Origin of the sequence: Mycolicibacterium sp. MU0050 (genome assembly GCF_963378085.1) — a bacterium.
In the GTDB taxonomy this organism is placed as follows: domain Bacteria; phylum Actinomycetota; class Actinomycetes; order Mycobacteriales; family Mycobacteriaceae; genus Mycobacterium; species Mycobacterium wendilense.
In genome coordinates this window covers 3254986-3278404 of the sequence record NZ_OY726395.1, presented here as the reverse complement: position 1 = coordinate 3278404, position 23419 = coordinate 3254986, and the positions used below count along the sequence as shown (strand labels likewise).

23 protein-coding genes are annotated in these 23419 nt (G+C 65.5%); all 23 read left to right on the top strand.

Features of this window, described 5'->3' with window-relative positions; translation table 11 throughout:
* Positions 1-10: 10 nt before the first annotated feature.
* The 23 genes from hypF (at position 11) to nuoN (ending at position 23419) form a co-directional block, all read left to right on the top strand.
* Positions 11-2368 carry a carbamoyltransferase HypF gene (gene hypF / locus R2K23_RS15515; RefSeq protein ID WP_316510464.1) on the top strand — a complete coding sequence of 786 codons (2358 nt, stop codon included), beginning with the start codon at positions 11-13 and terminating at the stop codon, positions 2366-2368.
* Positions 2369-2372: 4 nt separating this feature from the next.
* Entirely contained in the window at positions 2373-2618 is a 246-nt protein-coding gene (locus tag R2K23_RS15510) for a HypC/HybG/HupF family hydrogenase formation chaperone (RefSeq protein ID WP_126334629.1), read from the top strand.
* A complete protein-coding gene (locus R2K23_RS15505; RefSeq protein WP_316510463.1) occupies positions 2618-3340 on the top strand; it encodes a HypC/HybG/HupF family hydrogenase formation chaperone in 723 nt (240 codons plus the stop codon). Before R2K23_RS15510 ends, R2K23_RS15505 begins: the two co-directional genes overlap by 1 nt.
* On the top strand, positions 3337-4017 hold the full coding sequence (locus R2K23_RS15500) for a D-sedoheptulose-7-phosphate isomerase (RefSeq protein WP_126334628.1): 681 nt from the start codon (positions 3337-3339) through the stop codon (positions 4015-4017). The genes R2K23_RS15505 and R2K23_RS15500 overlap by 4 nt, the downstream gene beginning before the upstream one ends.
* Positions 4014-5126 carry a hydrogenase expression/formation protein HypE gene (gene hypE / locus R2K23_RS15495; RefSeq protein ID WP_316510462.1) on the top strand — a complete coding sequence of 371 codons (1113 nt, stop codon included), beginning with the start codon at positions 4014-4016 and terminating at the stop codon, positions 5124-5126. The genes R2K23_RS15500 and hypE overlap by 4 nt, the downstream gene beginning before the upstream one ends.
* A gap of 65 nt (positions 5127-5191) precedes the next feature.
* Positions 5192-5464: a HypC/HybG/HupF family hydrogenase formation chaperone gene (locus tag R2K23_RS15490; protein WP_126334626.1), complete on the top strand. Its 273-nt coding sequence runs from the start codon at positions 5192-5194 to the stop codon at positions 5462-5464.
* Between the two features lie 11 nt (positions 5465-5475).
* Positions 5476-6621, top strand: a complete 1146-nt coding sequence (hypD, locus tag R2K23_RS15485) for a hydrogenase formation protein HypD (RefSeq protein WP_126334625.1) — start codon at positions 5476-5478, stop codon at positions 6619-6621.
* Entirely contained in the window at positions 6618-7373 is a 756-nt protein-coding gene (locus tag R2K23_RS15480) for a DUF6390 family protein (RefSeq protein ID WP_126334624.1), read from the top strand. The genes hypD and R2K23_RS15480 overlap by 4 nt, the downstream gene beginning before the upstream one ends.
* Positions 7370-8215 carry a hypothetical protein gene (locus R2K23_RS15475; protein ID WP_316510461.1) on the top strand — a complete coding sequence of 282 codons (846 nt, stop codon included), beginning with the start codon at positions 7370-7372 and terminating at the stop codon, positions 8213-8215. The genes R2K23_RS15480 and R2K23_RS15475 overlap by 4 nt, the downstream gene beginning before the upstream one ends.
* A gap of 117 nt (positions 8216-8332) precedes the next feature.
* Positions 8333-8692, top strand: a complete 360-nt coding sequence (locus R2K23_RS15470; RefSeq protein ID WP_126334622.1) for an NADH-quinone oxidoreductase subunit A — start codon at positions 8333-8335, stop codon at positions 8690-8692.
* Between the two features lie 4 nt (positions 8693-8696).
* Positions 8697-9251, top strand: coding sequence for a NuoB/complex I 20 kDa subunit family protein (locus R2K23_RS15465; RefSeq protein ID WP_126336903.1), 555 nt, complete (start codon positions 8697-8699; stop codon positions 9249-9251).
* Positions 9248-9910 (top strand): NADH-quinone oxidoreductase subunit C, encoded by a 663-nt coding sequence (locus R2K23_RS15460; protein WP_264002726.1) that lies wholly within the window; start codon positions 9248-9250, stop codon positions 9908-9910. The genes R2K23_RS15465 and R2K23_RS15460 overlap by 4 nt, the downstream gene beginning before the upstream one ends.
* Complete coding sequence (gene nuoD, locus R2K23_RS15455) at positions 9910-11229, top strand: NADH dehydrogenase (quinone) subunit D (protein WP_316510460.1); 1320 nt, start codon at positions 9910-9912, stop codon at positions 11227-11229. Before R2K23_RS15460 ends, nuoD begins: the two co-directional genes overlap by 1 nt.
* Before the next feature lie 28 nt (positions 11230-11257).
* Positions 11258-11908, top strand: coding sequence for an NADH-quinone oxidoreductase subunit NuoE (gene nuoE, locus R2K23_RS15450; RefSeq protein WP_316510459.1), 651 nt, complete (start codon positions 11258-11260; stop codon positions 11906-11908).
* Positions 11889-13211: an NADH-quinone oxidoreductase subunit NuoF gene (gene nuoF / locus R2K23_RS15445; protein WP_316517317.1), complete on the top strand. Its 1323-nt coding sequence runs from the start codon at positions 11889-11891 to the stop codon at positions 13209-13211. Before nuoE ends, nuoF begins: the two co-directional genes overlap by 20 nt.
* The gene (locus R2K23_RS15440; RefSeq protein ID WP_316510458.1) at positions 13208-15562 is read left to right on the top strand and encodes an NADH-quinone oxidoreductase subunit G; all 2355 of its coding nucleotides are present in this window, start codon (positions 13208-13210) and stop codon (positions 15560-15562) included. The genes nuoF and R2K23_RS15440 overlap by 4 nt, the downstream gene beginning before the upstream one ends.
* Positions 15559-16866, top strand: a complete 1308-nt coding sequence (gene nuoH, locus R2K23_RS15435) for an NADH-quinone oxidoreductase subunit NuoH (RefSeq protein WP_316510457.1) — start codon at positions 15559-15561, stop codon at positions 16864-16866. Before R2K23_RS15440 ends, nuoH begins: the two co-directional genes overlap by 4 nt.
* Positions 16859-17383, top strand: coding sequence for an NADH-quinone oxidoreductase subunit NuoI (gene nuoI, locus R2K23_RS15430; protein ID WP_126334616.1), 525 nt, complete (start codon positions 16859-16861; stop codon positions 17381-17383). The genes nuoH and nuoI overlap by 8 nt, the downstream gene beginning before the upstream one ends.
* A complete protein-coding gene (locus R2K23_RS15425; protein ID WP_316510456.1) occupies positions 17380-18177 on the top strand; it encodes an NADH-quinone oxidoreductase subunit J in 798 nt (265 codons plus the stop codon). The genes nuoI and R2K23_RS15425 overlap by 4 nt, the downstream gene beginning before the upstream one ends.
* Positions 18174-18473 (top strand): NADH-quinone oxidoreductase subunit NuoK, encoded by a 300-nt coding sequence (gene nuoK, locus R2K23_RS15420; RefSeq protein ID WP_316510455.1) that lies wholly within the window; start codon positions 18174-18176, stop codon positions 18471-18473. Before R2K23_RS15425 ends, nuoK begins: the two co-directional genes overlap by 4 nt.
* A gap of 22 nt (positions 18474-18495) precedes the next feature.
* Positions 18496-20376, top strand: a complete 1881-nt coding sequence (nuoL, locus tag R2K23_RS15415; protein WP_316517315.1) for an NADH-quinone oxidoreductase subunit L — start codon at positions 18496-18498, stop codon at positions 20374-20376.
* Positions 20373-21890: an NADH-quinone oxidoreductase subunit M gene (locus R2K23_RS15410; RefSeq protein WP_126334613.1), complete on the top strand. Its 1518-nt coding sequence runs from the start codon at positions 20373-20375 to the stop codon at positions 21888-21890. Before nuoL ends, R2K23_RS15410 begins: the two co-directional genes overlap by 4 nt.
* Complete coding sequence (nuoN, locus tag R2K23_RS15405; protein WP_316510454.1) at positions 21887-23419, top strand: NADH-quinone oxidoreductase subunit NuoN; 1533 nt, start codon at positions 21887-21889, stop codon at positions 23417-23419. Before R2K23_RS15410 ends, nuoN begins: the two co-directional genes overlap by 4 nt.

Sequence of the window (23419 nt, the reverse complement as noted above, 5' to 3'; positions counted from 1 at the left end):
GACCTCCATCGTGTCGGGGCCGTCTGCCCGGATCTGCCGGCGCCGTTTCACCGTCGTCGGTGTGGTGCAGGGTGTCGGGTTTCGCCCGTTCGTGCATCGGGTGGCCACCGGGCTGGGCCTGACCGGATTTGTCGGCAACGATTCGGCCGCGGTATTCATCGAGGTGCAGGGTCCGGTGGCCGCGGTCGACGAGTTCGCGCAGCGCCTCGTTGCCGACGCCCCGCCGCTGGCCACGATCAGCGAACTGTCCGCGGCCGAGTTGTCGGCGCAGGACGGTGACGGGTCCGGCTGCTTCTACATCGTCGCCAGCCAGTCCGCGGCCGGCGCCCTGACCGCGATTCCACCGGATATCGCGACGTGTGACGCCTGTGTCCGGGAGCTGTTCGAGCCGGCCGATCGTCGGTACCGGCATCCGTTCATCACCTGTACGGACTGCGGTCCGCGGTTCACCATCATCCGGGAGCTACCGTACGATCGCCCGGCCACCACGATGGCCGGGTTCCGCATGTGCGCACGATGCGACGCCGAGTACCACGATGTCACCGACCGGCGGTTCCATGCGCAACCGGTCGCCTGTCCGGACTGTGGTCCGACGCTGTGGTTCCAGGACGGCCCCAACCGTACGGACGGCTCGGATGCGGCCGTAACGGCGGCGCAGCGGGCGCTCGCTGAGAGTAGAATTGTCGCAATCAAAGGGATCGGCGGCTACCACGTGAGCTGCGCCGCCGGAGACGACGCAGCGGTGACTGCGTTGCGCCGCCGGAAGGCCCGTGGAGGCAAACCTTTCGCCATCCTGGTGCGAGATCTCGACGTTGCGCGACGATACGCGGAGATCGACGACCATGAGGCCGCAATTCTGTCCAGTCGGCAGCGACCGATCGTGCTGTTGCGCCGCCGCCGGGATGCGCCCATAGCGGATGCGGTGGCGCCGGGTAACCCGTGGATCGGCGTGCTGCTGCCCTACACGCCGGTGCACCATCTGCTGTTGGCACCCGCCCCGGGGACAGCGCACCGGGTTCTCGAGGCGATCGTCCTGACCAGCGCGAACCGCTCCGACGAGCCGATTTGCTACTCCGTCCAAGATGCGGCACAACGACTTCCGGAGCTGTCCGACGCGGTGCTCGACCACGACCGGCCGATCCATGTGCCGTGCGACGACTCGGTGGTTCGGGTGGTCGATGGGCGCGAACTGCCGATCCGCCGGTCCCGGGGCTTTGCCCCGCTGCCGGTAGATCTCGGCCGCGACGGGCCGGCCGTGCTCGCCGTGGGCGGGGAACTGAAGAACACCTTCTGCCTGACCGACGGCCGGCGCGCCTATTGTTCGGCGCATATCGGCGATATGGGCACATTGGAGACGCTGCGCGCGTTCGAGCAGTCGGTCGGTCAGATGTCCACCATGCGTCGGTCGCCGACTCGGCTGGCCGCCGACCTGCACCCGAGCTACCTGACTCGCGGCTGGGCCGAACGTAATGCCGGGGCGCGGCCCCTGGATCTGGTGCAGCATCACCACGCCCATGTCGTGTCGTTGTTGGCCGAGCATGGGCGGCTGGGCGAGCCGATCGTTGGAGTTGCCTTCGACGGCACCGGGTTTGGCACCGATGGCGCGGTATGGGGTGGCGAGATTCTGGCGCTGGGCACCGACAGCCGGCGTTTCACTCGGGTCGGTCATCTGGCCGCGGTACCGATGCCCGGCGGGGACGCGGCGGTGCGCAACCCGTGCCGGATGGCGTTGTCGCACCTGTGGTCGGCCGGGATCGAGTGGACTCCGGACCTGGCGTCGGTGCGCGCGCTGTCCAGCTCCGAACTACGTCTGCTGAACTCGCAGTTCGGCAGCGGAGTGGGATGCGTGTCCTGCACCAGCATGGGGCGGCTGTTCGACGCCGTCGCATCATTGCTCGGCGTGCGGCACACGATCGAGTACGAGGGGCAGGCCGCGATCGAACTCGAGTATCTGGCGGAAACTGCGGCACCGGCTTCGGCTTCAGGCGCCGTGCCGACGTTGGCACTGCCGGTGACCGCCGACGGTATTCTTGATCCGGCCCCGCTGATCCGGGATATCGTGGCGCAGTTGCGCGCTGGGGCCGGTACGGCCGAACTGGCAGCCGCGTTCCACCGAGCCGTCGCTGTCGCTGTCGCGGATATTGTTGCCCAGGTCAGTGTTTCAGGACAGCTGGTCGGACTTACTGGCGGAGTGTTCCAGAATGTGTTGCTGCTGCGCGCTTGCCGGAGTCTGTTGGAAGGGTCGGGGTTCGAAGTACTGGTACACCGGACCGTCCCGCCCAACGACGGCGGGCTGGCGCTGGGGCAGGCGGCGGTCTCGGTGCTCACCGCTCGCGATGAGCAGCAGGCCACGATCGAGGAGGGCTGATCGAATGTGTTTGGGGATTCCCGGCCGGATCACCGAAATCTGGGACGAGGCCACCGGGGCACGGATGGCACGGGTGGCTTTTCCCGGGGAGGAGAAGCTGGCGTGTCTGGCCTACCTTCCCGATCTGCAGGTTGGTGACTACACCATCCTGCATGCCGGCTTTGCACTGACCAAGATCGATGAGGACACCGCGAGAGTCACCATCGCGACGATGACCGAATACGGCGTCTTCGGTGAGGAGGTGTCGTGATGGACACGGTGGTCGAGAATGCCGTGGATGCCGATCTGGCGGCAGATCTTGCCGCTGCCGCGTTGACTCTGGCCAGAAGGTTCTCCGCGGGTGGCACCATGTGGTGTGTATCGCCGGCCTGGCAGCCGCATGCGCAGCACATCGCCGTCGAGTTCGTGCATCCGGTGATCGTCGGTAAGCGGGCGCTGCCCGCCGTCGCACTGACCGGTCCAGATTTGATTGACGTGGTCCGGGTTTCGGTGCGTCCGGGTGACATCGTGATCGCGGTGGCCGACTCCGCCGACGCCGACGTGCGGTCGATCATGCGCCGCGCCTCGGCCTGGGGTGCCACCGCGATCTGGATTGGCAACGGGGTGCGCCCGACTGCCGGCGCCGCCGATCACGTGCTGTGGCTCGACGATCCGGACCCGCGGATACCCGCGACCGGCGGCTTCGTACTGCTGTATCACGTGCTGTGGGAGCTGACCCACGTCTGCTTCGAGCACCCGGGTCTGCTCAATATCGACGACTGTGCCGGGGAAACCTGTGTGGTGTGCAGCGACGAGGGGCGGCTCGCCGAAGTGGTTGCCGCGTCCAGTGAGCATTCGGCCCGGGTCCGCACAGCCGAGGGCTCGGAGTCGATCGAGACCTCGTTGGTGGGGCCCGTCGACGCGGGGGATCTGCTGCTGGTGCATGCCGGTATGGCAATCAGCCGGGTCGAGGAAGAGGTGAGTTCGTCATGACCGCACAGGATTCCGGTGCCAAGACGCCCGAGGAAGCCACCAACTTCCTCTATCCGTTCATCGATTCCGAGGAACACGACCCGCAGGCCCTGCTGGTAGATCTTGCCCAATCGGCACAGGCCAAGGCCGCCGAAAGTACCGCCTTGCGGCGATCCACGCTGGCGGCGAGCGGCGAGCTCGTGGAATCGGCGGGCGCGGAGTTGGCGCGGCGCTTCGCGGCCGGGGGACGGCTGTTCACCTTCGGCAACGGCGGTAGCTCAACGGATTCCGCGACGCTGGCTGCGCTGTTCGCCAGGCCGCCGGTCGGGGATCCACTGCCGGCCTGGTGCCTGACCGCCGATCAGGCGATTCTGACGGCGCTGGGCAACGACGTCGGATTCGAGTTGGTGTTCGCCCGTCAGCTGATCGCCCGGGCCAAGGCGGGCGATATCGCCGTCGCCTTGTCGACCAGTGGCAGCTCGGCGGATCTGACGGTGGCGTTGCGGGAAGCCAAACGTCGGGGCATGTACACCATCGGGTTCGCCGGATACGACGGCGGCGCTTTTGCCACCAGCCCGGATGTGGACACCTGCTTCATCGTTAGATCGCAAAGTGTGCACCGTATCCAGGAGGCCCAGGCGCTGCTCGGCTATCAACTGTGGTCGTCGGTACACGAGAAGGGGGCGGTGGTCGCATGAACAGATCCGTGGGCGACTATTTGGACGCTGGACCCGGCTTTGCCGAAGGTGAGGTCATCGAACGTATCGAGGCGTTCCGGCGGCGCAGGCCCCGGCTACGCGACGATATTGTCACGTTGGCGCACGGCGCGGGTGGCAAGGCGTCGGCCGCCCTGGTGGACGCGGTGTTCGTGGAGGCGTTTCGCAACCCACAGCTGGAATCGCTGGGTGACGGTGCCGTCGTCGCACTGCCGAGTGGTGAGCGGTTGGCGCTGTCCACCGATTCATTTGTGGTGCAGCCCTTACGGTTTCCGGGTGGTTCCATCGGACACCTTGCGATCCATGGCACGGTCAATGACCTCGCGATGACAGGCGCCATCCCATCCTGGATCAGCGCCGCCTTCGTGCTCGAAGAGGGCTTCCCGATCGATGAACTCAAGGAGATCGTGGCGGATATGGCGGACGCGGCCGCCGGGGCCGGCGTCGCGATCGTCACGGGTGACACCAAAGTGGTGCCCAAGGGCGCCGCGGACGGACTGTTCATCACCACGGCCGGGGTTGGCGCCATTCCGGTCGGCCGCGAGCTCTCTGCGGCGTCGGTTCGCCCCGGCGACAAGGTGCTGCTGTCGGGATCGATCGGCGATCACGGTATGGCGGTGATGCTCGCGCGCGGTGACCTCGAACTCGAGGCCGACATCCACTCCGATACCGCCGCGGTCAGCGAGTTGGTCGAGGTGCTACTCGCGGCGGCGCCAGCGACCAGGTGGCTGCGCGACCCGACCCGTGGTGGCGTCGGCACGGTGTGTAACGAATTGGCCCGGTCGGCCAACGTCGGCATCGTGCTCGATGAGGAGCGCCTGGTGGTGCAACCGATGGTGGCCGGGGCGTGCGAAATGTTGGGCATCGACCCGCTGTACGTGGCCAACGAGGGCAAGTTTCTCGCGGTGGTGGCGCCTGACGAGGCCGGGGCCGCGCTGGCTGCCCTGCATGCGCATCCGCTGGGCGCAGTGGCCGCCGAGGTCGGCGAGGTGACCGAACAGCCCGCGGCAACCGTGGTACTGCGTACCCCGTTTGGGGGTACCCGGATCGTCGACATGCTGGTAGGAGATCCATTACCCCGAATTTGTTGAGACAGCCCTGCGAGCACACCCCGGCGCAGCCCGCCGGTGCGTAAAGAGGAAGGGAGGCGACGCTCATGTGTCTCGGAATTCCAGGCCGAATCGTCGAGATCACCGATCCCGCGAACTTCATGGCGAAGGTCGACGTGAGCGGTGTGAAGCGCACCATCAGTGTGCGCCTGCTCGAGAAGGACATGCCCGAACCCGACGATTGGGTGTTGGTCCACGTCGGATTCGCGATGGCGAAGATCGATGAGCGCGAGGCCTTGCTCACGCTGGCCGCGGTCAAGAAACTCGGCGATGCCTATGACACCGAACTCGAAGCATTCGACTCGTCGTCGATCATCTGAAAGGAAACATCATGCGATTCATCGATGAATTTCGTGATCCGGCAGCGGCGCGCAAACTCCTGGGCGCCATCGAGGTGCTTGCGGACGGCGGCAACGACGGCGAACCCTTCAAGTTCATGGAAGTCTGTGGGGGGCATACCCACACCATTTACCGACATGGCATTGAGCATTTGTTGCCGTCGACCGTGGAGTTGGTGCACGGACCGGGTTGCCCGGTATGCGTCATCCCGATGGGCCGAATCGACGATGCGATGTGGCTGGCCGGTCAGCCCGACGTGATCTTCACCTGCTTCGGCGACATGATGCGGGTGCCCGGCTCCAACGGCAGCCTCCTCGATGCCAAGGCCCGCGGCGCGGATGTTCGATTCGTGTACTCCCCGCTGGACGCGCTGAAGATCGCGGTGGACAACCCCGACAAGCAAGTGGTGTTCTTTGCGATCGGGTTCGAGACCACGGTGCCTTCCACCGCCGTAACCCTGGTCAGGGCGCGCGAACTCGGCGTGACCAACTTCAGCGTGTTCTGCAACCACGTCACCATCGTCCCGCCGATCAAGGCGATCCTGGAGTCGCCCGATCTGCGGCTGTCGGGGTTCCTTGGCCCCGGGCATGTGTCGACCGTGGTCGGCAACCGGCCGTACCGGTTTGTTCCCGATGTCTACGGGAAACCGTTGGTGGTCGCCGGATTCGAGCCGCTGGACATCCTGGCGTCGGTGGCGATGCTGTTGCGGCAGATCCGCGAGGGCCGATGCGAGGTGGAGAACCAGTATTCCCGCATCGTGCACCCCGAAGGTAATCCCGCGGCACTGGCCCTGATGGGACGGGTGTTCGCATTGCGGCCGCACTTCGAGTGGCGTGGACTCGGCTTCATCTCGCAGAGCGCGCTCAAGGTCAACGACGACTTCGCCGATTACGACGCCGAACTGCGCTACGACATGCCCGGCGTCCGGGTCGCGGACCCGAAGGCATGTCAATGCGGTGAGGTGCTCAAGGGTGTGCTCAAGCCGTGGGAGTGCAAGGTATTCGGCACCGCCTGCACGCCCGAGACGCCAATCGGCACCTGCATGGTGTCCCCGGAGGGGGCGTGCGCGGCCTACTACAACTTTGGTCGTATGCATCGGGATGCCGCGCAACTGGTCGGGTCGGCCAGCCAGGGATGACATCGGTGGGCGACGTCGACATTCGGGGACCGGAGATGTTCGCCCGTTACGCCTATGCGCCCAACCAGCTTGGCTATTGCGGGCCGCCGGACCTCGACGCGTTGACCGGCGGCTCGGTCGAACGCATCCGGACCGCCGCCCGGCGGTTCTCCGGCGCATGGCCCTATCTTCGGGTGCTGTCGGCTCTGACCGGGATTTCCGATCCGCTGGACTACCGGCTGGTGGAGTCGTACTGGCTGGGCGGCGGTGTCGGCGCGGCACTCGATGCCGATGAGTTCTACGCGGCGCTGCTGGCCGTCATCGGTCCACAGGCCGGTCATTACTGGTCGCACCTCGACGACGAGTTGGCCGGCGAGGCCGCCGGAAATCACTGCTTCCACGTATTCGGGGTGTATCCGTGGACCCGATTCCTGGGCCGCGGCATGGACGAACACCCGTTGCACGTGCTCGATAGTTGCCGAATCACCCCCGCCACGGTGCTGGCCCGGCACGGTGATCACGCGGAGGTGCGTTGTCAGCGGCTGGAATGGGATGGCACGTCACTGCAATTGTCCGTGCCGACAACGCAAACCGTTGAGGTGCGCATCGAGGGGTACAGCGCGGTACCCGATGTGCAACCGGGAGAATCGGTGGCGGTGCACTGGGGCCGAGTGTGCGGCCGACTGGACGCAACCCACGTGCGCGATCTCGACGACAGTACGGACCGACAGCTCTCGGTCACCAACCGCCGGCTTGCGGTGGTCGCCGGATGAGACCCCGAATCGTCCAGGACGACGAGCAGATCGGGTTCTACTGGACCACCGTGACCGGTGGGCCAACTTCATTGCAGGCGTTGGTGGAGACCGATGACGAGCCCGACCGGTTGATCGCCACACACCTGGCGGCGCTCGACGATGCACTCATCATTGCCGCCGAACGCTTCGCTGAGATCCTGGGTGGGGGGCGGCGCCCGGCCGATGCCCAAGAGCGCGCTGCACTGCTGGATCTGCATCGCACCCTGGACCGGTTGTGTTTCGAATTCGCCGCCGCGCTGCAGCGTCGCGGGCAGATAGCAGATCTGCGGGCCGGCAAGATCATCGGGACCGCGGCCCTCTTCTCGATTCGGGCCCGCGGTCCGCTGGATCTGCTGGGGCCGGTGCCGTTCGACGGTGAACTCGACGAACCCTCGATCGGTGTGGTCGGCGGCTACGGACAGATGTGCCAAGTCGACCCCGATCGCCCCTGGATGGGTGGCCGGTGGATAGTCAGAACTGAATCAGGGCAACGGCTTCCACTCACTCTGTCGATGTTGATGTTCGACAGCTCCGGGGTGGAGAAGGAGTCCGCACGCAAAGAGCATCTGGATGCCCTCAACGCGGTGATCGACTCTGCCGGGATGCCCGACGCCGATCCGTTGGCGGTCAGCTGTGCGATCGACTGGCTGCTGTATGACTGGCTGATGGCGCACCGGGACGGGCCGGACAGTGCCGAGATTGTCTTTCCCAAAGGGCATGAAACCGACGCCGGCGTGGTGGTTGCCGCGGCGGCGGCGTCGGTTTCGGCCCGCGCAACATTTGATCCGGGCCTGGTCGGGCTTGGATCGGTGTACCGCTAGCCATACCCCGGACTTTCACCTGGCGAATCCCCCGTAGTGGGGTACAGGCCGATTCGGCCAATCGATAAACAGGGATCAACGCATTCGTATCCCGTCACCCCATCGATTGGAAGCGATATGGATTTGTACCTGCCCATCGCGGTTCTGGGTGTGATTGCGGCCGCGTTTGCTTTTGGCTCGGTCGGCATGGCGTTGGTTCTGGGTCCGCGTCGGTACAACCGGGCGAAGTTGCAGGCCTACGAGTGCGGCATTGAACCCGCGGTGCAGTCGGTGTCGGGCGGACGGTTTCCGATCAAGTTCTATCTGACGGCGATGTTGTTCATCGTGTTCGACATCGAGATTGTGTTTTTGTATCCATGGGCGGTGTCGTTCGGCCAGTTGGGTGTGTTTGCACTGGTGGAGATGGTGTTGTTCATGGGGGCGGTGTTCGCGGCGTATGCGTATGTGTGGCGTCGCGGCGGGCTGGCTTGGGATTAGTGCCATGGGTTTAGAGGAGCAGTTGCCCGGCGGCATCCTGCTGTCCACAGTGGAGAAGGTCGCCGGGTTTGTCCGCAAGGGTTCGTTGTGGCCGGCGACGTTCGGGTTGGCGTGTTGTGCGATCGAGATGATGGCGACGGCGGGTCCGCGGTTCGATATCGCCCGGTTTGGGATGGAGCGATTTTCGGCGACGCCGCGGCAGGCGGATCTGATGATCGTGGCGGGCCGGGTGAGCCAGAAGATGGCCCCAGTGTTGCGGCAGGTCTATGACCAGATGGTCGAGCCGAAGTGGGTGTTGGCGATGGGGGTATGTGCCTCCTCGGGCGGCATGTTCAACAACTACGCGATTGTGCAGGGTGTCGATCATGTGGTGCCGGTGGATATTTATCTGCCGGGTTGTCCGCCGCGACCGGAGATGTTGTTGAACGCGATTGTGATGTTGCACGCCAAGATCGCCGAGATGCCGTTGGGTGTGCACCGCGATGAGGTGGTGGCGGCGGCGGAGGAGGCTGCGTTGTCGGCGCCGACAACGCTGGAGTTTCGGGGGTTGCTGCGGTGATCGGTGGTCGTGAGGTCATCGGGGTGCGCCGGGGCATGTTCGGCACCGCGGGCAGCGGTGATACGTCCGGTTATGGGCGGCTGGTCTCCGAGATCAGCCTGCCCGGTGGTGGTCCGCGCCCGTATGGGGGGTATTTCGACGAGGTGATAGACCGGCTCGCGGCCGCGCTCGGAGAGGGTTTCGAGGCCGCTATCGAGCAGGTGGTGGTGTATGCCGGGCAGCTCACCGTCGATGTTGCCCGTGCGCACCTGCGGTCGGTGGCCACGGTGTTGCGTGATGACCCGGGGTTGCGGTTCGAGTTCTGCGCCGGGGCCTCGGGGGTGCACTATCCGGACGAGGCCGGGCGGGAGTTGCATGTGTTCTATCCGTTGATGTCGATCACCCATGACCGGCGGATCCAGGTGGAGGTGGCCTGCCCGGAGGCCGATCCGCGTGTGCCGTCGTTGTTTTCGGTCTACCCGACGGTGGACTGGCACGAACGGGAGACCTACGACTTCTTCGGGGTCATCTTCGAGGGCCATCCCGCGCTCACCCGCATCGAGATGCCCGACGATTGGGTCGGGCATCCGCAGCGCAAGGACTACCCGTTGGGCGGGGTGCCGGTGGAATATCACGGCGCGCAGATCCCGCCACCGGATGAGCGTAGGACGTATCACTGATGACCGATATCCGGGACGCAGCAGAGTCCACCATCACCCTGGGTGGGCAGGATTGGGACGACATCGTCGCGCTGGCCCAGCAATCCGCGCACGTCGATGCTCGTGATCGGATCGTGGTGAACATGGGTCCGCAGCATCCGTCGACGCATGGGGTGTTGCGGCTGATCTTGGAGATCGAGGGGGAAACGGTCACCGAGGCGCGCTGCGGTATCGGGTATTTGCACACCGGCATCGAGAAGAATCTGGAGTACCGCAACTGGATCCAGGGTGTCACGTTCGTGACCCGGATGGACTATCTGTCCCCGTTCTTCAACGAGACCGCGTACTGCCTGGCCGTCGAGAATCTGCTCGGGATCACCGACGACATCCCCGCCCGGGCGAGCGTGATCCGGGTGTTGTTGATGGAACTCAACCGGATCTCGTCGCATCTGGTCGCGTTGGCGACCGGGGGTATGGAGTTGGGGGCGATGAGCGCGATGTTCTTCGGGTTCCGTGAACGCGAAGAAATCCTGAAGGTTTTCGAGGCCATCACCGGTGTGCGGATGAACCACGCTTACATCCGGCCCGGTGGCCTGGCCGCCGACCTCCCCGAGGACGTCCCCGCCCAGATCGCCGCGCTGTGTGAGTTGTTGCCCGGCCGGCTGGCCGAACTGGAAGCGCTGCTGCGTGGTAACGCGATCTGGAAAGCCCGTACCGTCGATATCGGCTACCTCGATCTGACCGGGTGCATGGCGCTCGGGATCACCGGCCCGGTGCTGCGCTCCACCGGACTGTCGCACGACCTGCGCAAGGCCCAACCGTACTGCGGGTATGAGACGTACGACTTCGACGTGATCACGGGCACCCACAGTGACTGCTACGACCGCTACGTCATCCGCGTCGAAGAGATGAACGAATCCTTGCGCATCGTGCGCCAATGCCTGGACCGTTTGGAGCCCGGGCCGGTGATGATCGAAGACCGCAAGCTGGCCTGGCCCGCCGACCTGGCGCTCGGCCCCGACGGTTTGGGGAACTCCCCGGCGCATATCGCCAAGATCATGGGCACCTCGATGGAAGGCCTGATCCATCACTTCAAATTGGTCACCGAGGGTATCCGGGTGCCGGCCGGGCAATGCTATGTCGCCGTCGAGTCGCCGCGCGGTGAACTCGGTGTGCACATGGTCTCCGATGGCGGCACCCGGCCGTACCGGGTGCATTACCGCGACCCGTCGTTCACCAATCTGCAAGCCGTGGCGGCGATGTGTGAAGGCGGCATGGTGGCTGACGTCATCTCCGCGGTCGCCTCGATCGACCCGGTAATGGGAGGAGTCGACCGATGATGAGCGCTCGCGCGAAGAACGGATGGCTATGACCAGTATCGATCTGACGTTGGGGCCGCGCCCCGACGAACTCGGACCACCGATCGGTGGCCCACTGACCTACCCACGCGAGATCGAAGACCGGCTCGCGATCGATGCCGCGACCATCATGGCCCGCTACCCGCAGCCGCGTTCGGCGCTGCTGCCGCTGCTGCATCTCGTACAAGCCGAAGACGGCTACCTCACGGCCGCGGGTATCGGGTTCTGCGCCCGCACACTCGAACTGACCGACGCCGAAGTGACCGCCGTGGCCACGTTCTACTCCATGTACCGCCGCGCCCCCACCGGCCGCTACCTCGTCGGGGTGTGCACCAACACGCTGTGCGCGATCATGGGCGGCGACGCGATTCTCGACACCCTCCAACACCACCTCGGCGTCACCTCCGGTGACACCACCGATGACGACCGGATCACCCTCGAACACGTCGAATGCAACGCCGCCTGCGATTACGCGCCGGTCATGATGGTCAACTGGGAATTCTTCGACAACCAAACCCCCAGCACTGCCGTTGATCTGGTGGACCGACTACGTGCCGGAGAACAAGTCACCGCCAGCCGCGGCGGAGTCATCTGCCCTTTCACCCACACCTCACGCACCCTCGCCGGCCTACCCCACCCCGATGAGCCTGGAGGGATCTGACGTGCCGTTGGTTTCCGTTCTGACACGGTCCTGGGGCGAACCGGAATCCTGGTCGCTCACCAATTATTTGCGCCATGAGGGTTATCAGGCGCTGGACAAGACACTGACCATGACGCCTGGCGAGGTCATTGACCTGGTGAAGGAGTCCGGGCTACGGGGCCGCGGCGGCGCCGGGTTCGCCACCGGGACCAAGTGGTCGTTCATACCGCAGGATCGGTCCAAGCCGCACTATCTGGTGATCAATGCTGACGAGTCGGAACCCGGTACCTGCAAGGACATTCCACTGATGTATGCCACCCCGCATGCGTTGGTGGAGGGAGCGATTATTGCGGCCTATGCGATTGGTGCTCGGCATGCATTCATCTACCTGCGCGGTGAGGTGGTGCCCGTATTGCGCCGGCTGCGAGATGCCGTGAACGAAGCCTATGACGCGGGCTATCTGGGTACCGATATCTGTGGGTCGGGGTTCGACCTGGATCTGATTGTGCATGCGGGTGCGGGTGCCTATATCTGCGGTGAGGAGACCGCGCTGCTGGATTCGCTGGAGGGCCGCCGCGGCCAACCCCGGCTGCGGCCACCCTTCCCTGCGGAGGAGGGTCTGTATGCCTGCCCGACGGTGGTGAACAATGTCGAGTCCATCGCCTCGGTGCCGCCTATCGTGGTGAACGGGTCGGATTGGTTCCGTTCGATGGGCACGGAGAAGTCACCGGGTTTCACCCTGTACTCGTTGTCCGGGCATGTCAGCGCGCCGGGCCAGTACGAGGCCCCGCTGGGAATCACCTTGCGCGAGTTGCTGTCCTACGCCGGTGGCGTCCGGTCCGGGCATGAGCTCAAGTTCTGGACGCCCGGCGGCTCGTCCACGCCGCTGCTGACTGCCGAGCATCTCGATGTGCCCTTGGATTACGAGGGCATGGTGTCGGTGGGCTCGATGCTGGGGACCAAGGCGTTGCAGATCTTCGACGAAACCACCTGCGTGGTCCGGGCGGTGCGCCGCTGGACACAGTTTTACGCGCACGAATCCTGCGGTAAATGCACACCGTGCCGGGAAGGCACCTACTGGCTGGCCCAGATCTACGAGGGGCTGGAGGAGGGGACCGCGTCCGGTGACGATCTACAGAAGTTATCGGATATTTCCGATGCGCTTCTCGGTAAGTCATTCTGTGCGCTCGGTGATGGCGCGGCCAGCCCGATCATCAGCTCGCTGAAGTATTTCCGCGCCGAGTACGAGGCTCACCTGGGCCGCGGGTGTCCGTTCGACCCGTATGCGGCCATGCTGGCCGCACCGGAGGGGGTGGGCGCATGACACTGGCCGAACACAACCAACAGGCGCCTCCGGTCGAGTTGGTCACGCTGACCATCGATGATCAACAGATCTCGGTCCCCAAGGGCACGTTGGTGATTCGGGCGGCGGAGCTGATCGGGGTGCAGATTCCCCGGTTCTGTGACCACCCACTGCTCGATCCCGTCGGGGCGTGCCGGCAATGTCTGGTCCAGGTCGAGGGCCAGCGCAAGCCGATGGCGTCGTGCACCATTGCGGTCGCCCCGGACATGGTGGTGCGCACCCAGCACACCAGCGAGGCCGCCGACAAGGCGCAGCACGGTGTGATGGAACTGCTGCTGATCAATCACCCGCTGGACTGCCCGGTCTGCGACAAGGGCGGCGAATGCCCACTACAGAACCAGGCAATGTCCAACGGGCGCCCGGAATCGCGCTTCGACAAGGTGAAGAGAACGTATCCAAAGCCAATTCCGTTGTCTGCCGAGGTGTTGTTGGATCGGGAGCGCTGTGTGCTGTGCGCGCGCTGCACCCGGTTCGCCAACCAGATCGCGGGTGACCCGTTCATCGAACTGCTGGAACGCGGTGCGCTGCAGCAGGTCGGCATTGCCTCGGGGGAGTCCTTCGATTCATATTTTTCCGGCAACACCGTCCAGATCTGCCCGGTGGGTGCGCTGACCGGCACGGCGTACCGGTTTCGGGCCCGGCCGTTCGACCTGGTGTCCTCGCCGAGTGTGTGCGAGCACTGCGCCTCCGGTTGCGCGCAGCGCACCGACCACCGACGCGGCAAGGTGCTGCGCCGGTTGTCCGGTGATGACCCGGAGGTCAATGAGGAATGGAACTGCGATAAGGGCCGCTGGGCGTTCACCTATCCCACCCAGGGCGATCGGATCCGCACCCCGCTGCTGCGCGATACCGACCGCGGGTTGCGGCCGGCGTCGTGGTCGGAGGCGATCGGAGTAGCCGCGATGGGCCTGTCTGCCGCGGCCGGCCGGGCCGGTGTTCTGGTGGGTGGTCGGGTCACGGTCGAAGATGCCATGGCGTATAGCAAGTTCGCACGAATGGTGCTGAACACCAACGATATTGATATGCGGGCGCGAGCACATTCGGCCGAGGAAGCCGAGTTCCTGGCGGCCCGGGTCGCCGGCCGTGTCGTGGCGGTCAGCTACGCCGACCTCGAATCCGCGCCGGCGGTACTGCTGGTCGGCTTCGAGCCCGAGGAGGAATCCCCGATCGTGTTCCTGCGGCTGCGCAAGGCCGTGCGCCGCACCGGCCTGCAGGTGATCGGTATCGCCCCGTATGCCTCTCGTGGGCTGTCCAAACTCGAGGGCCGGTTGGTGATGACGGCGCCCGGCAGTGAAGCGGCCGCACTCGACGCCGTGGCCGGCGACGTGCCCGAAGGCTCGGTGATTCTGGTCGGTGAACGCCTGGCCGGTAGTCCCGGCGCATTGTCGGCCGCGGCGCGGTTGGCCGATGCGACGGGGGCGCGGCTGGCCTGGATCCCGCGGCGAGCGGGTGAACGCGGCGCCCTGGACGCCGGCTGCCTACCCAACCTGCTGCCCGGAGGCCGACCCGTTGACCATCCGCGGGCCCGCGAGCAAGTTATGAATGCCTGGAATGTTGCGGAGTTGCCCGCCCTGCCCGGGCGCGACACCGACGCGATCCTCGCCGCCGCCCGCAGCGGAGACCTGGAGGCATTGGTGGTGGGTGGTGTGGAACTTGATGATCTGCCCGACCCCGTGGCGGCACGGGCGGCCGTCGAGGCCGCACCGTTCGTGGTGAGTTTGGAACTGCGGGAAAGCGCGGTCACCGCGCTGGCCGATGTGGTGTTCCCGGTGGCGCCGGTGGCGGAAAAGGCCGGCTCCTACCTGAACTGGGAAGGACGACTGCGGCCGTTCGATCGGGCCATTGCCACCACTTCCGATTCCGATGCGCGGGTGTTGAACGAGCTTACCCGGGCCATCTCCGGTCGATCATTGGATCCGGCCTCGCCGGCGCTTGGCCCCTGGAACGGCGCCCCGATACCGGCGCCCAGCACCGAACCCGCGCCGCCGAACCCGGCTGCCGGCGAGGCGGTGCTGGCGTGCTGGCAAATGTTGTTGGATGCGGGTCGGTTACAGGACGGCGAGCCGCATCTGGCCGGTACGGCACGCCCGCCGGTGGCGCGGCTGTCGGCGGCCACCGCAGCCGAGATCGGTGCCCACGACACGCTCACGGTACGCACGACCCGGGGGTCGATCACGCTGCCGCTGCTGATCACCGAGATGCCCGACCGGGTGGTGTGGCTACCGACGAACTCACCCGGCAGCCACGTACACACCCAACTGGGCGCGAGTTCCGGAGACATCGTCGATATCGCAGCGGGGAGCCCGTCATGAGCTATCCCGGTTTGGAAGCGTTCGGCCACGACCCGCTCTGGCTCATCATCGTCAAGGCCGTCGCGGTCTTCGCCTTCCTGTTGTTGACCGTCCTGGTGGCGATCCTGGTGGAACGCAAGATCCTGGGCCGCATGCAGATGCGATTCGGCCCCAACCGGGTCGGCCCATTCGGGCTGCTGCAATCGCTGGCCGACGGCGTCAAACTCGCCCTCAAGGAAGGCCTGACGCCGGCCGGGGCCGACAAGCCGATCTACCTGATGGCCCCGGTGATCGCGGTCATCCCGGCCATCCTGGCGTTCGCCGTGATCCCGCTGGGTCCGGTGGTGTCGATCTTCGGCCACCACACCCCACTGCAGCTGACCGACCTGCCCGTCGCGGTGCTCTACGTGCTGGCCGTCACCTCCATCGGCGTGTACGGCATCGTGCTGGCCGGCTGGTCCTCCGGATCGACCTACCCGCTGCTGGGCGGGCTGCGCTCGAGCGCACAGGTGGTGTCCTACGAAATCGCGATGGCCCTGTCGTTCGTGGCGGTGTTCCTGTACGCGGGCACCATGGCCACCTCCGGGATCGTTGCCGCCCAACAGCACACCTGGTTCATCTTTCTGCTGCTGCCGTCGTTCGCGGTCTACCTGGTGGCCATGGTCGGCGAAACCAACCGCGCCCCCTTTGACCTGCCCGAAGCCGAAGGCGAACTGGTCGGCGGCTTCCACACCGAATACTCGTCGCTGAAATTCGCGATGTTCATGCTCGCCGAATACATCAACATGACCACCGTGTCCGCCCTGGCCACCACCATGTTCCTCGGCGGCTGGCACGCGCCACTGCCGATCAGCCTGTTCTTCGAGGGCGCCAACACCGGCTGGTGGCCCCTGATCTGGTTCACCGGCAAAGTCTGGGCCTTCCTGTTCTTCTACATGTGGCTACGCGCCACCCTGCCGCGGCTCCGCTACGACCAGTTCATGGCCCTGGGCTGGAAAGTCCTCATCCCCACCTCACTGGCCTGGATCATCACCGTCGCCGTCATGCGCGAGCTGGGTCAAGATGATGTGCTTCCTGCGCTCGGGGTCGGAGTGCTCTTCTTGCTGCTGGTCGCCGGGGTATACCGCCGTGCGCGTGCACGCGGCACGCATCGGCTGGGCACCGGTTCCGAACCGGTCATCCAGCTTGCGGGTGGTTATCCGGTACCGCCGCTGACGGGACCTGGTGAACAGCCCGGTGTCAGAACCTATTTCGCTCCACCTTCCCGGAATGGGAAATCGATTCACAGCAACGTATTGAGCCAACGGGGGAGCAGCGATGACTAGATTCGGAGACGCGCTGGCCGGTTTCGGTGTGACCTTCTCGACGATGTTCAAGAAGCCCATCACCGAGCAGTATCCGGAGGGTAAGCAGCCCACCCAGGCCCGCTATCACGGCCGTCACCAGTTGAACCGGTACGACGACGGTTTGGAGAAGTGCATCGGCTGCGAACTGTGCGCGTGGGCCTGCCCCGCCGATGCCATCTACGTCGAGGGCGCCGATAACACCGACGCGGAGCGGTTTTCACCGGGTGAACGCTACGGCCGGGTCTACCAGATCAACTACCTGCGCTGCATCGGCTGCGGACTGTGCATCGAGGCGTGCCCCACCCGGGCACTGACCATGACCAACGACTACGAGATGGCCGACGACAACCGGTCGGACCTGATCTACGGCAAGGACAAACTCCTGGCACCACTGCAACCCGGCATGCAGCCCCCACCGCACGCCATGGCCGACGGTGCCACCGACGACGACTACTACCTGGGACACATTTCCTCGGAAGGAGGAGCCCACCGATGAGCACCGAATCGATTGTCTTCTGGGCGATTGCACCGCTGATCGTGGTATTTGCCCTCGGTGTGGTGGCCGCGCCGAAGGCGGTGTACTCGGCACTTTGCTTGGCCGGCACCATGGTCGGCCTGGCGATTGTCTATGCGAGTCAGGATGCGCTGTTCCTGAGTGTGGTGCAGGTAGTGGTGTACACCGGCGCGGTGATGATGCTGTTCCTGTTCGTGCTGATGCTGGTCGGTGTGGATTCCTCGCAGTCGCTCACCGAAACCATTCGGGGGCAACGGGTTGCCGCGATCGTGGCCGGAGTGGGGTTCGGGCTGCTGCTGATCGCCGCCATCGGTTCGGCGTCGATCTCCGGGTTCACGATCGGCGGAGTCGATGCTGTCTCCGGTGGTCGCTCGGCAAGCCTCGCTCCCGAAGGTAACGTGCAAGGGCTGGCCGCGCTGATTTTCACCAAGTACCTGTGGGTCTTCGAACTGACCAGCGCCTTGTTGATCACCGCCGCGCTGGGCGCCATGGTGCTGGCGTACCGGGAACGCTTCGAACACCGCAAGAGTCAGCGCGAACTCGCCCAGGAACGGTTCGCGAACATCGGTGCCGCATCGTCCTACCCGTCGACGTTGCCGTGCTCGGGCGTGTACGCCCGACAGAACTCGGTCGACACACCCGCACTGCTGCCGGACGGCAGTATCTGCGAGCTGTCGGTAAGTCGCACGCTCGAGCGGCGAGGACTTGTCCTGACGCTTCTAGTTGCCGGTGACGGTGACGCATCGCCGTTCAAGCGGGCGGGAGGTGCCCGGTGAATCCGGACCAGTATCTGTATCTGTCGGCGTTGTTGTTCACCATCGGCGCTGCGGGAGTGTTGTTGCGGCGCAACGCGATCATCATGTTCATGTGTGTGGAGTTGATGTTGAACGCCTGCAATCTCGCCTTCGTCAGCTTTTCCCGGATGCACGGGCACCTCGACGGGCAGGTGGTGGCATTTTTCACCATGGTGGTCGCCGCCTGTGAGGTGGTGGTGGGCCTTGCGATCATCATGGCCATCTACCGCACCAGGAAGTCCGCCAACGTCGACGACGCCCACCTGCTGAGGCATTGATCAGGTGGCTACGGGAGTGACCATGTTGTGGCCGTTGATCGCGCTGCCGCTGGCCGGGGCCGCGGTGTTGCTGCTCGGTGGCCGACGCACCAACGGGTGGGGGCACCTGTTGGGGTGTGCCACCGTGGTGGCGTCGTTCGGCTGGGCGGCGGTGCTTTTCGCGGATCTGCTGGGGCGCGAGGCCGCGGGCCGGGTGATCGGTGAGCGGTTGTTCTCCTGGGTGCCGGTTGCCGGGCTGCGGGTGGACTTCGGGCTGCAACTCGATGCCCTGAGTGTGTGTTTCGTGTTGCTGATCACCGGGGTGGGCGCGCTCATCCACATCTATTCGATCGGCTACATGGCCGGCGATCCGGGCCGGCGGCGTTTTTTTGCCTACCTGAACCTGTTCGTGGCCGCGATGCTGCTGTTGGTGTTGGCGGACAACTACCTGGGCCTCTACGTCGGCTGGGAGGGCGTGGGCCTGGCGTCCTATCTGCTCATCGGGTTCTGGTCGCACAAGCCGAGCGCGGCGACGGCGGCCAAGAAGGCGTTCGTCGTCAACCGGGTCGGCGACATCGGCCTGTCCATCGCCATGATGGTGATGTTCGCCCAGTTCGGAACCCTGTCGTACGCCGGGGTTTTCGCCGGTACCACCGGCGCGTCGACCGGGGCGCTGACCGCGATCGGCCTGCTGCTGCTGCTCGCGGCGTGCGGCAAGAGCGCCCAGGTGCCGCTGCAGTCCTGGCTCGGCGACGCGATGGAGGGCCCCACCCCCGTTTCGGCGCTGATCCACGCCGCCACCATGGTCACCGCCGGGGTGTATTTGATCGTGCGCTCGGGTCCGGTGTTCAACCTGGCCCCGCACGCGCAGACCGCCGTGGTGGTCGTCGGCGCGGTCACCCTGCTGTTCGGCGCCATCATCGGGTGCGCCAAGGACGACATCAAGAAGGCGCTGGCCGCCTCGACGATGAGCCAGATCGGCTACATGGTGCTCGCCGCCGGGCTGGGCCCGGTCGGCTATGCCATCGCGATCATGCACCTGCTCACCCACGGATTCTTCAAGGCCGGACTGTTCCTCGGCGCCGGGTCGGTGATGCACGGCATGAACGACGAGACCGACATCCGTCGCTACGGCGGGCTGCGCGCCCTGATGCCGATCACCTTCGTGACGTTCGGGCTGGGTTACCTCGCCATCATCGGCGTCCCGCCGTTCGCCGGGTTCTTCTCCAAGGACGCCATCATCGAAACCGCCTTCGCCGCAGGCGGTTTACGCGGCTGGCTGCTGGGCGGCGCCGCCCTGCTCGGCGCCGGGATCACGGCGTTCTACATGACCCGCGTGATGATCCTGACGTTCTTCGGGCCCCGCCGGTGGGCCCCGCAGACCCACCCCCACGAATCCCCACCGAGCATGACGCTGCCCATGGTGGTGCTGGCCGTCGGATCCGTCGGCGCGGGCGCGCTGCTGGCCCTCGGCGGCCGGCTGGCGCACTGGCTCGAACCCGTCGTCAACCCCGACGGCGCGCACGCCCACCACACGGTGCCGGTGTGGGTGATGTCGGCGATCACGCTGTCGGTGGTGCTCATCGGCGTCGCCATCGCCCACCGGGCCTACTCCACCCGGGCGGTGTCACCCGTCTCCTCCGAATGGGTCACCGGCACAACTGAAGCTGCCCGAAGTGATCTCTATGGTGATGCGTTCAACGAAGCCGTCTTCATGCGACCGGGTGCGCGGCTATCCGAGACCTTGGTCGGGGTGGAACGGCGCGGGATCGACGGTGCGGTCGAGGGCCTCGCTCGAGGGATCAGCGCGATATCGTCCACGATCCGCCGGAGCCAGACGGGCTTCGCCCGGTCCTACGCATTGTCGATGCTGGGCGGCGCCGTGCTGCTACTCGGGATCCTCGCGACGATGGGTCTGTCATGAATCAGCTACCCGTGTTGAGCGTGCTGTGGTTGGCACCCCTGGTCGGGGCGTTGGTGGTGGTAGCCCTCCCGTCGAAGAGGCCCGACTGGATCAAGGGCACCGCCGTGCTGACGGCACTTCTGGTGCTGGGGCTCGCAGTCGCGGTTGCGGTTCGGTTCGATCGCGCAGGCGGGCAGTACCAATTGGTCGAGGAGTTGCCGTGGATTCCGTTCTTCGGGGCCGGTTACACACTGGGCGTGGACGGCATCGCGATGGTACTCGTTGTGCTGACCGCAGTGCTGACGCCGCTTCTCCTGCTGGCGGGGTGGCACGACACCCGTCGCCCCAAAACCTACTTCGCACTGCTGCTGGTGGTCGAATCGATGGTGTTGCTGAGTTTCATCGCGTTGGATGTGCTGCTGTTCTACGTGATATTCGAGGCGATGCTGATCCCGATGTACTTCCTCATCGGTCGCTACGGGGGACCGGATGCGGGACGGGCGGCACTGAAGTTCTTGTTGTACAGCCTGTTTGGCGGAGTGGTCATGTTGGTCGCCGTGATCGGAGTGTACGTAACAGCCGGGACCTTCGATTTCCGCACCATTGTCGGCGCGGTATCGTCCGGCCAGTTGAACCTCAACCCCGCCGTCATGCACGCGATGTTCCTGGGCTTTCTGTTCGCCTTCGCGGTCAAAGCCCCGCTGTGGCCCTTCCACACCTGGCTGCCCGGTGTAGCCACCGAGGCCACCCCGGTTACCGCTGTGCTGATGATGGCGGTCGTCGACAAGGTCGGCACCTTCGGCATGCTGCGCTACTGCCTGCAACTGTTCCCCGACTCGGCCGTCCTGCTGAGTCCGGCGGTGATCACGCTGGCGGTGATCGGAATCGTGTACGGGGCGATACTGGCCGTCGGGCAGACCGACGTCATGCGACTCATTGCCTATGCCTCCATCTCGCACTTCGGCTTCATCATCCTGGGCATCTTCGTGATGACCAGCCAGGGCCAATCCGGCGCGACACTGTACATGGTCAACCACGGCATATCGACCGCAGCACTGTTCCTGATCGCCGGATTCCTGGTATCGCGCAGGGGTTCTCGGCTCATCGCCGACTACGGCGGCGTACAACAAGTCGCCCCGCTACTGGCCGGTACCTTCCTGGTCGCGGGCCTCAGCGCTCTCGCGCTACCGGGCCTCGCTCCGTTCATCAGCGAAATCCTGGTGCTCATCGGCAGCTTTACCCGGTACCCGGTAGCCGCCGTCATCGCCTCGGCGGCACTGGTGCTGTCCGCGATCTACATCCTATGGCTGTACCAGCGGATGATGACCGGACCGGTCACCGACGGCAACCACCGGCTACGCGATCTATTGCCCAGGGAACTCGCGGTGGTGGCACCGCTGATCGCCCTGCTGTTGGTGCTCGGGGTGCATCCCAAACCCGCGCTCGACGTGATCAACCCGGCGGTTGCACACACCCTGACCACCATCGGGGTCAGCGACCCCGCGCCCGCCACAGCGAGAGGACCCGCGCCATGACCACACTCGCCGCACTTACCACGCCTTCGGTCGAATACCGGGCTGTGCTACCGCTTTTGGTGGTGTTCGGTGCAGCCGTCGCGGGCGTGCTGATAGAAGGGTTCGTACCGCGTGCTCGGCGGGTCCGTGCTCAGCTGGCACTGGCGTACACGGCGCTGCTCGCAGCATTGCTGGCCGTCGTCACGCTGGCGGGCACCAGCCAGCTTGCCGTCATGGGTGCCGTCGCGATCGACGGGCCCACGCTCTTCCTGCAGGCCGCCATCTTGATCATGGCGCTGTTCACCATGGTGGTGCTGGGCAGTCGGAGTTCGATGACGATCACCGCCCAGGCTTCCTCGGTGCCCGGCGGTGCCGAGGAACGAACGGCGATCCGGGTCGGCGCGATCCAGACCGAGGTGTTCCCACTGCTGATGTTCGCTGTCGGCGGCATGTTGCTGATGCCCGCGGCAGCCGACCTGCTGACCATGTTCATCGCCCTGGAGGTACTGTCCCTCCCGCTGTATGTGTTGTGCGGCCTCGCCCGTCACCGCCGGGTGCTGTCGCAGGAGGCGGCGTTGAAATATTTTCTGTTGGGCGCCTTTTCGTCGGCGCTGTTCCTCTACGGGGTGGCGCTGCTGTACGGGTACAGCGGCACCCTGACACTCCGTGGGATCGCGACAGCCATCGCGGACAACGGTGACGGCACGCTGGCGGTGATCGGGATGGGGCTGGTGTCGGTCGGCCTGCTGTTCAAGGTAGGTGCCGTGCCGTTCCACTCCTGGGTCCCCGACGTCTACCAGGGCGCGCCCACGCCCATCACCGGGTTCATGGCCGCGGCCACCAAGGTGGCGGCCTTCGGTGCCATGCTGCGGTTGTTCTACGTGGCGTTACCCGATCTGCTTGCCGAATGGCGGGCCGCATTGTCGGTGATCGTGGTGCTGACCATGGTGGGTGGCGCGTTGATGGCGATCGGACAGAATGATGTCAAGCGATTGCTGGGCTATTCGGCGGTGGCGCAGGCCGGGTTCTTGTTGATGGGCATTGTGGCGGCCAACGACAGGGGGGTGGCAGCCGTCATGTTCTACCTGTTGGTCTACGGGATCGCCGCGATAGCCGCATTCGCGCTCGTCGAACTGGTCCGCAATCTCGACGGAGTCGAGGACAACGACATCCGGAGATGGAGTGGGCTGGCACGCCGATCCCCCGCGCTGGCGTGGGCATTCACGGTGTGCCTGCTGGCCTTCACCGGGATTCCGCTGACGAGTGGATTCATCAGCAAGGTGGCGGTGTTCAGTGCGGCGGCGGAAGGTGGCGCAATGGCACTGGTCGTGGTTGGAGTGCTGGCGAGTGCTATCGCGGCATTCGTCTACCTGCGGGTGATCCGGGTGATGTTCTTCGCTGAACCGCCGGCCGACGCGCGGGTGTTCATCGTGGGCAGCCCGCCGGTGTCGATCGCGGTCGGGGCGGCGGTGGCGCTGACCGTGCTGATGGGTGTACTGCCGCAGCCGCTGCTGGGCCTGGTGGGCTCAGCCGGTGCTTTCGCCGGCTGA

What these genes read in the sequence shown, in the direction of transcription:
- R2K23_RS15510 (WP_126334629.1), top strand. Translation starts at nt 2,373, where the DNA reads ATGTGTTTGGGGATTCCCGGCCGGATCACCGAAATCTGGGACGAGGCC.
- R2K23_RS15505 (WP_316510463.1), top strand. Translation starts at nt 2,618, where the DNA reads ATGGACACGGTGGTCGAGAATGCCGTGGATGCCGATCTGGCGGCAGAT.
- R2K23_RS15500 (WP_126334628.1), top strand. Translation starts at nt 3,337, where the DNA reads ATGACCGCACAGGATTCCGGTGCCAAGACGCCCGAGGAAGCCACCAAC.
- hypE (WP_316510462.1), top strand. Translation starts at nt 4,014, where the DNA reads ATGAACAGATCCGTGGGCGACTATTTGGACGCTGGACCCGGCTTTGCC.
- R2K23_RS15490 (WP_126334626.1), top strand. Translation starts at nt 5,192, where the DNA reads ATGTGTCTCGGAATTCCAGGCCGAATCGTCGAGATCACCGATCCCGCG.
- hypD (WP_126334625.1), top strand. Translation starts at nt 5,476, where the DNA reads ATGCGATTCATCGATGAATTTCGTGATCCGGCAGCGGCGCGCAAACTC.
- R2K23_RS15480 (WP_126334624.1), top strand. Translation starts at nt 6,618, where the DNA reads ATGACATCGGTGGGCGACGTCGACATTCGGGGACCGGAGATGTTCGCC.
- R2K23_RS15475 (WP_316510461.1), top strand. Translation starts at nt 7,370, where the DNA reads ATGAGACCCCGAATCGTCCAGGACGACGAGCAGATCGGGTTCTACTGG.
- R2K23_RS15470 (WP_126334622.1), top strand. Translation starts at nt 8,333, where the DNA reads ATGGATTTGTACCTGCCCATCGCGGTTCTGGGTGTGATTGCGGCCGCG.
- R2K23_RS15465 (WP_126336903.1), top strand. Translation starts at nt 8,697, where the DNA reads ATGGGTTTAGAGGAGCAGTTGCCCGGCGGCATCCTGCTGTCCACAGTG.
- nuoD (WP_316510460.1), top strand. Translation starts at nt 9,910, where the DNA reads ATGACCGATATCCGGGACGCAGCAGAGTCCACCATCACCCTGGGTGGG.
- nuoE (WP_316510459.1), top strand. Translation starts at nt 11,258, where the DNA reads ATGACCAGTATCGATCTGACGTTGGGGCCGCGCCCCGACGAACTCGGA.
- nuoF (WP_316517317.1), top strand. Translation starts at nt 11,889, where the DNA reads ATGAGCCTGGAGGGATCTGACGTGCCGTTGGTTTCCGTTCTGACACGG.
- R2K23_RS15440 (WP_316510458.1), top strand. Translation starts at nt 13,208, where the DNA reads ATGACACTGGCCGAACACAACCAACAGGCGCCTCCGGTCGAGTTGGTC.
- nuoH (WP_316510457.1), top strand. Translation starts at nt 15,559, where the DNA reads ATGAGCTATCCCGGTTTGGAAGCGTTCGGCCACGACCCGCTCTGGCTC.
- nuoI (WP_126334616.1), top strand. Translation starts at nt 16,859, where the DNA reads ATGACTAGATTCGGAGACGCGCTGGCCGGTTTCGGTGTGACCTTCTCG.
- R2K23_RS15425 (WP_316510456.1), top strand. Translation starts at nt 17,380, where the DNA reads ATGAGCACCGAATCGATTGTCTTCTGGGCGATTGCACCGCTGATCGTG.
- nuoL (WP_316517315.1), top strand. Translation starts at nt 18,496, where the DNA reads ATGTTGTGGCCGTTGATCGCGCTGCCGCTGGCCGGGGCCGCGGTGTTG.
- R2K23_RS15410 (WP_126334613.1), top strand. Translation starts at nt 20,373, where the DNA reads ATGAATCAGCTACCCGTGTTGAGCGTGCTGTGGTTGGCACCCCTGGTC.
- nuoN (WP_316510454.1), top strand. Translation starts at nt 21,887, where the DNA reads ATGACCACACTCGCCGCACTTACCACGCCTTCGGTCGAATACCGGGCT.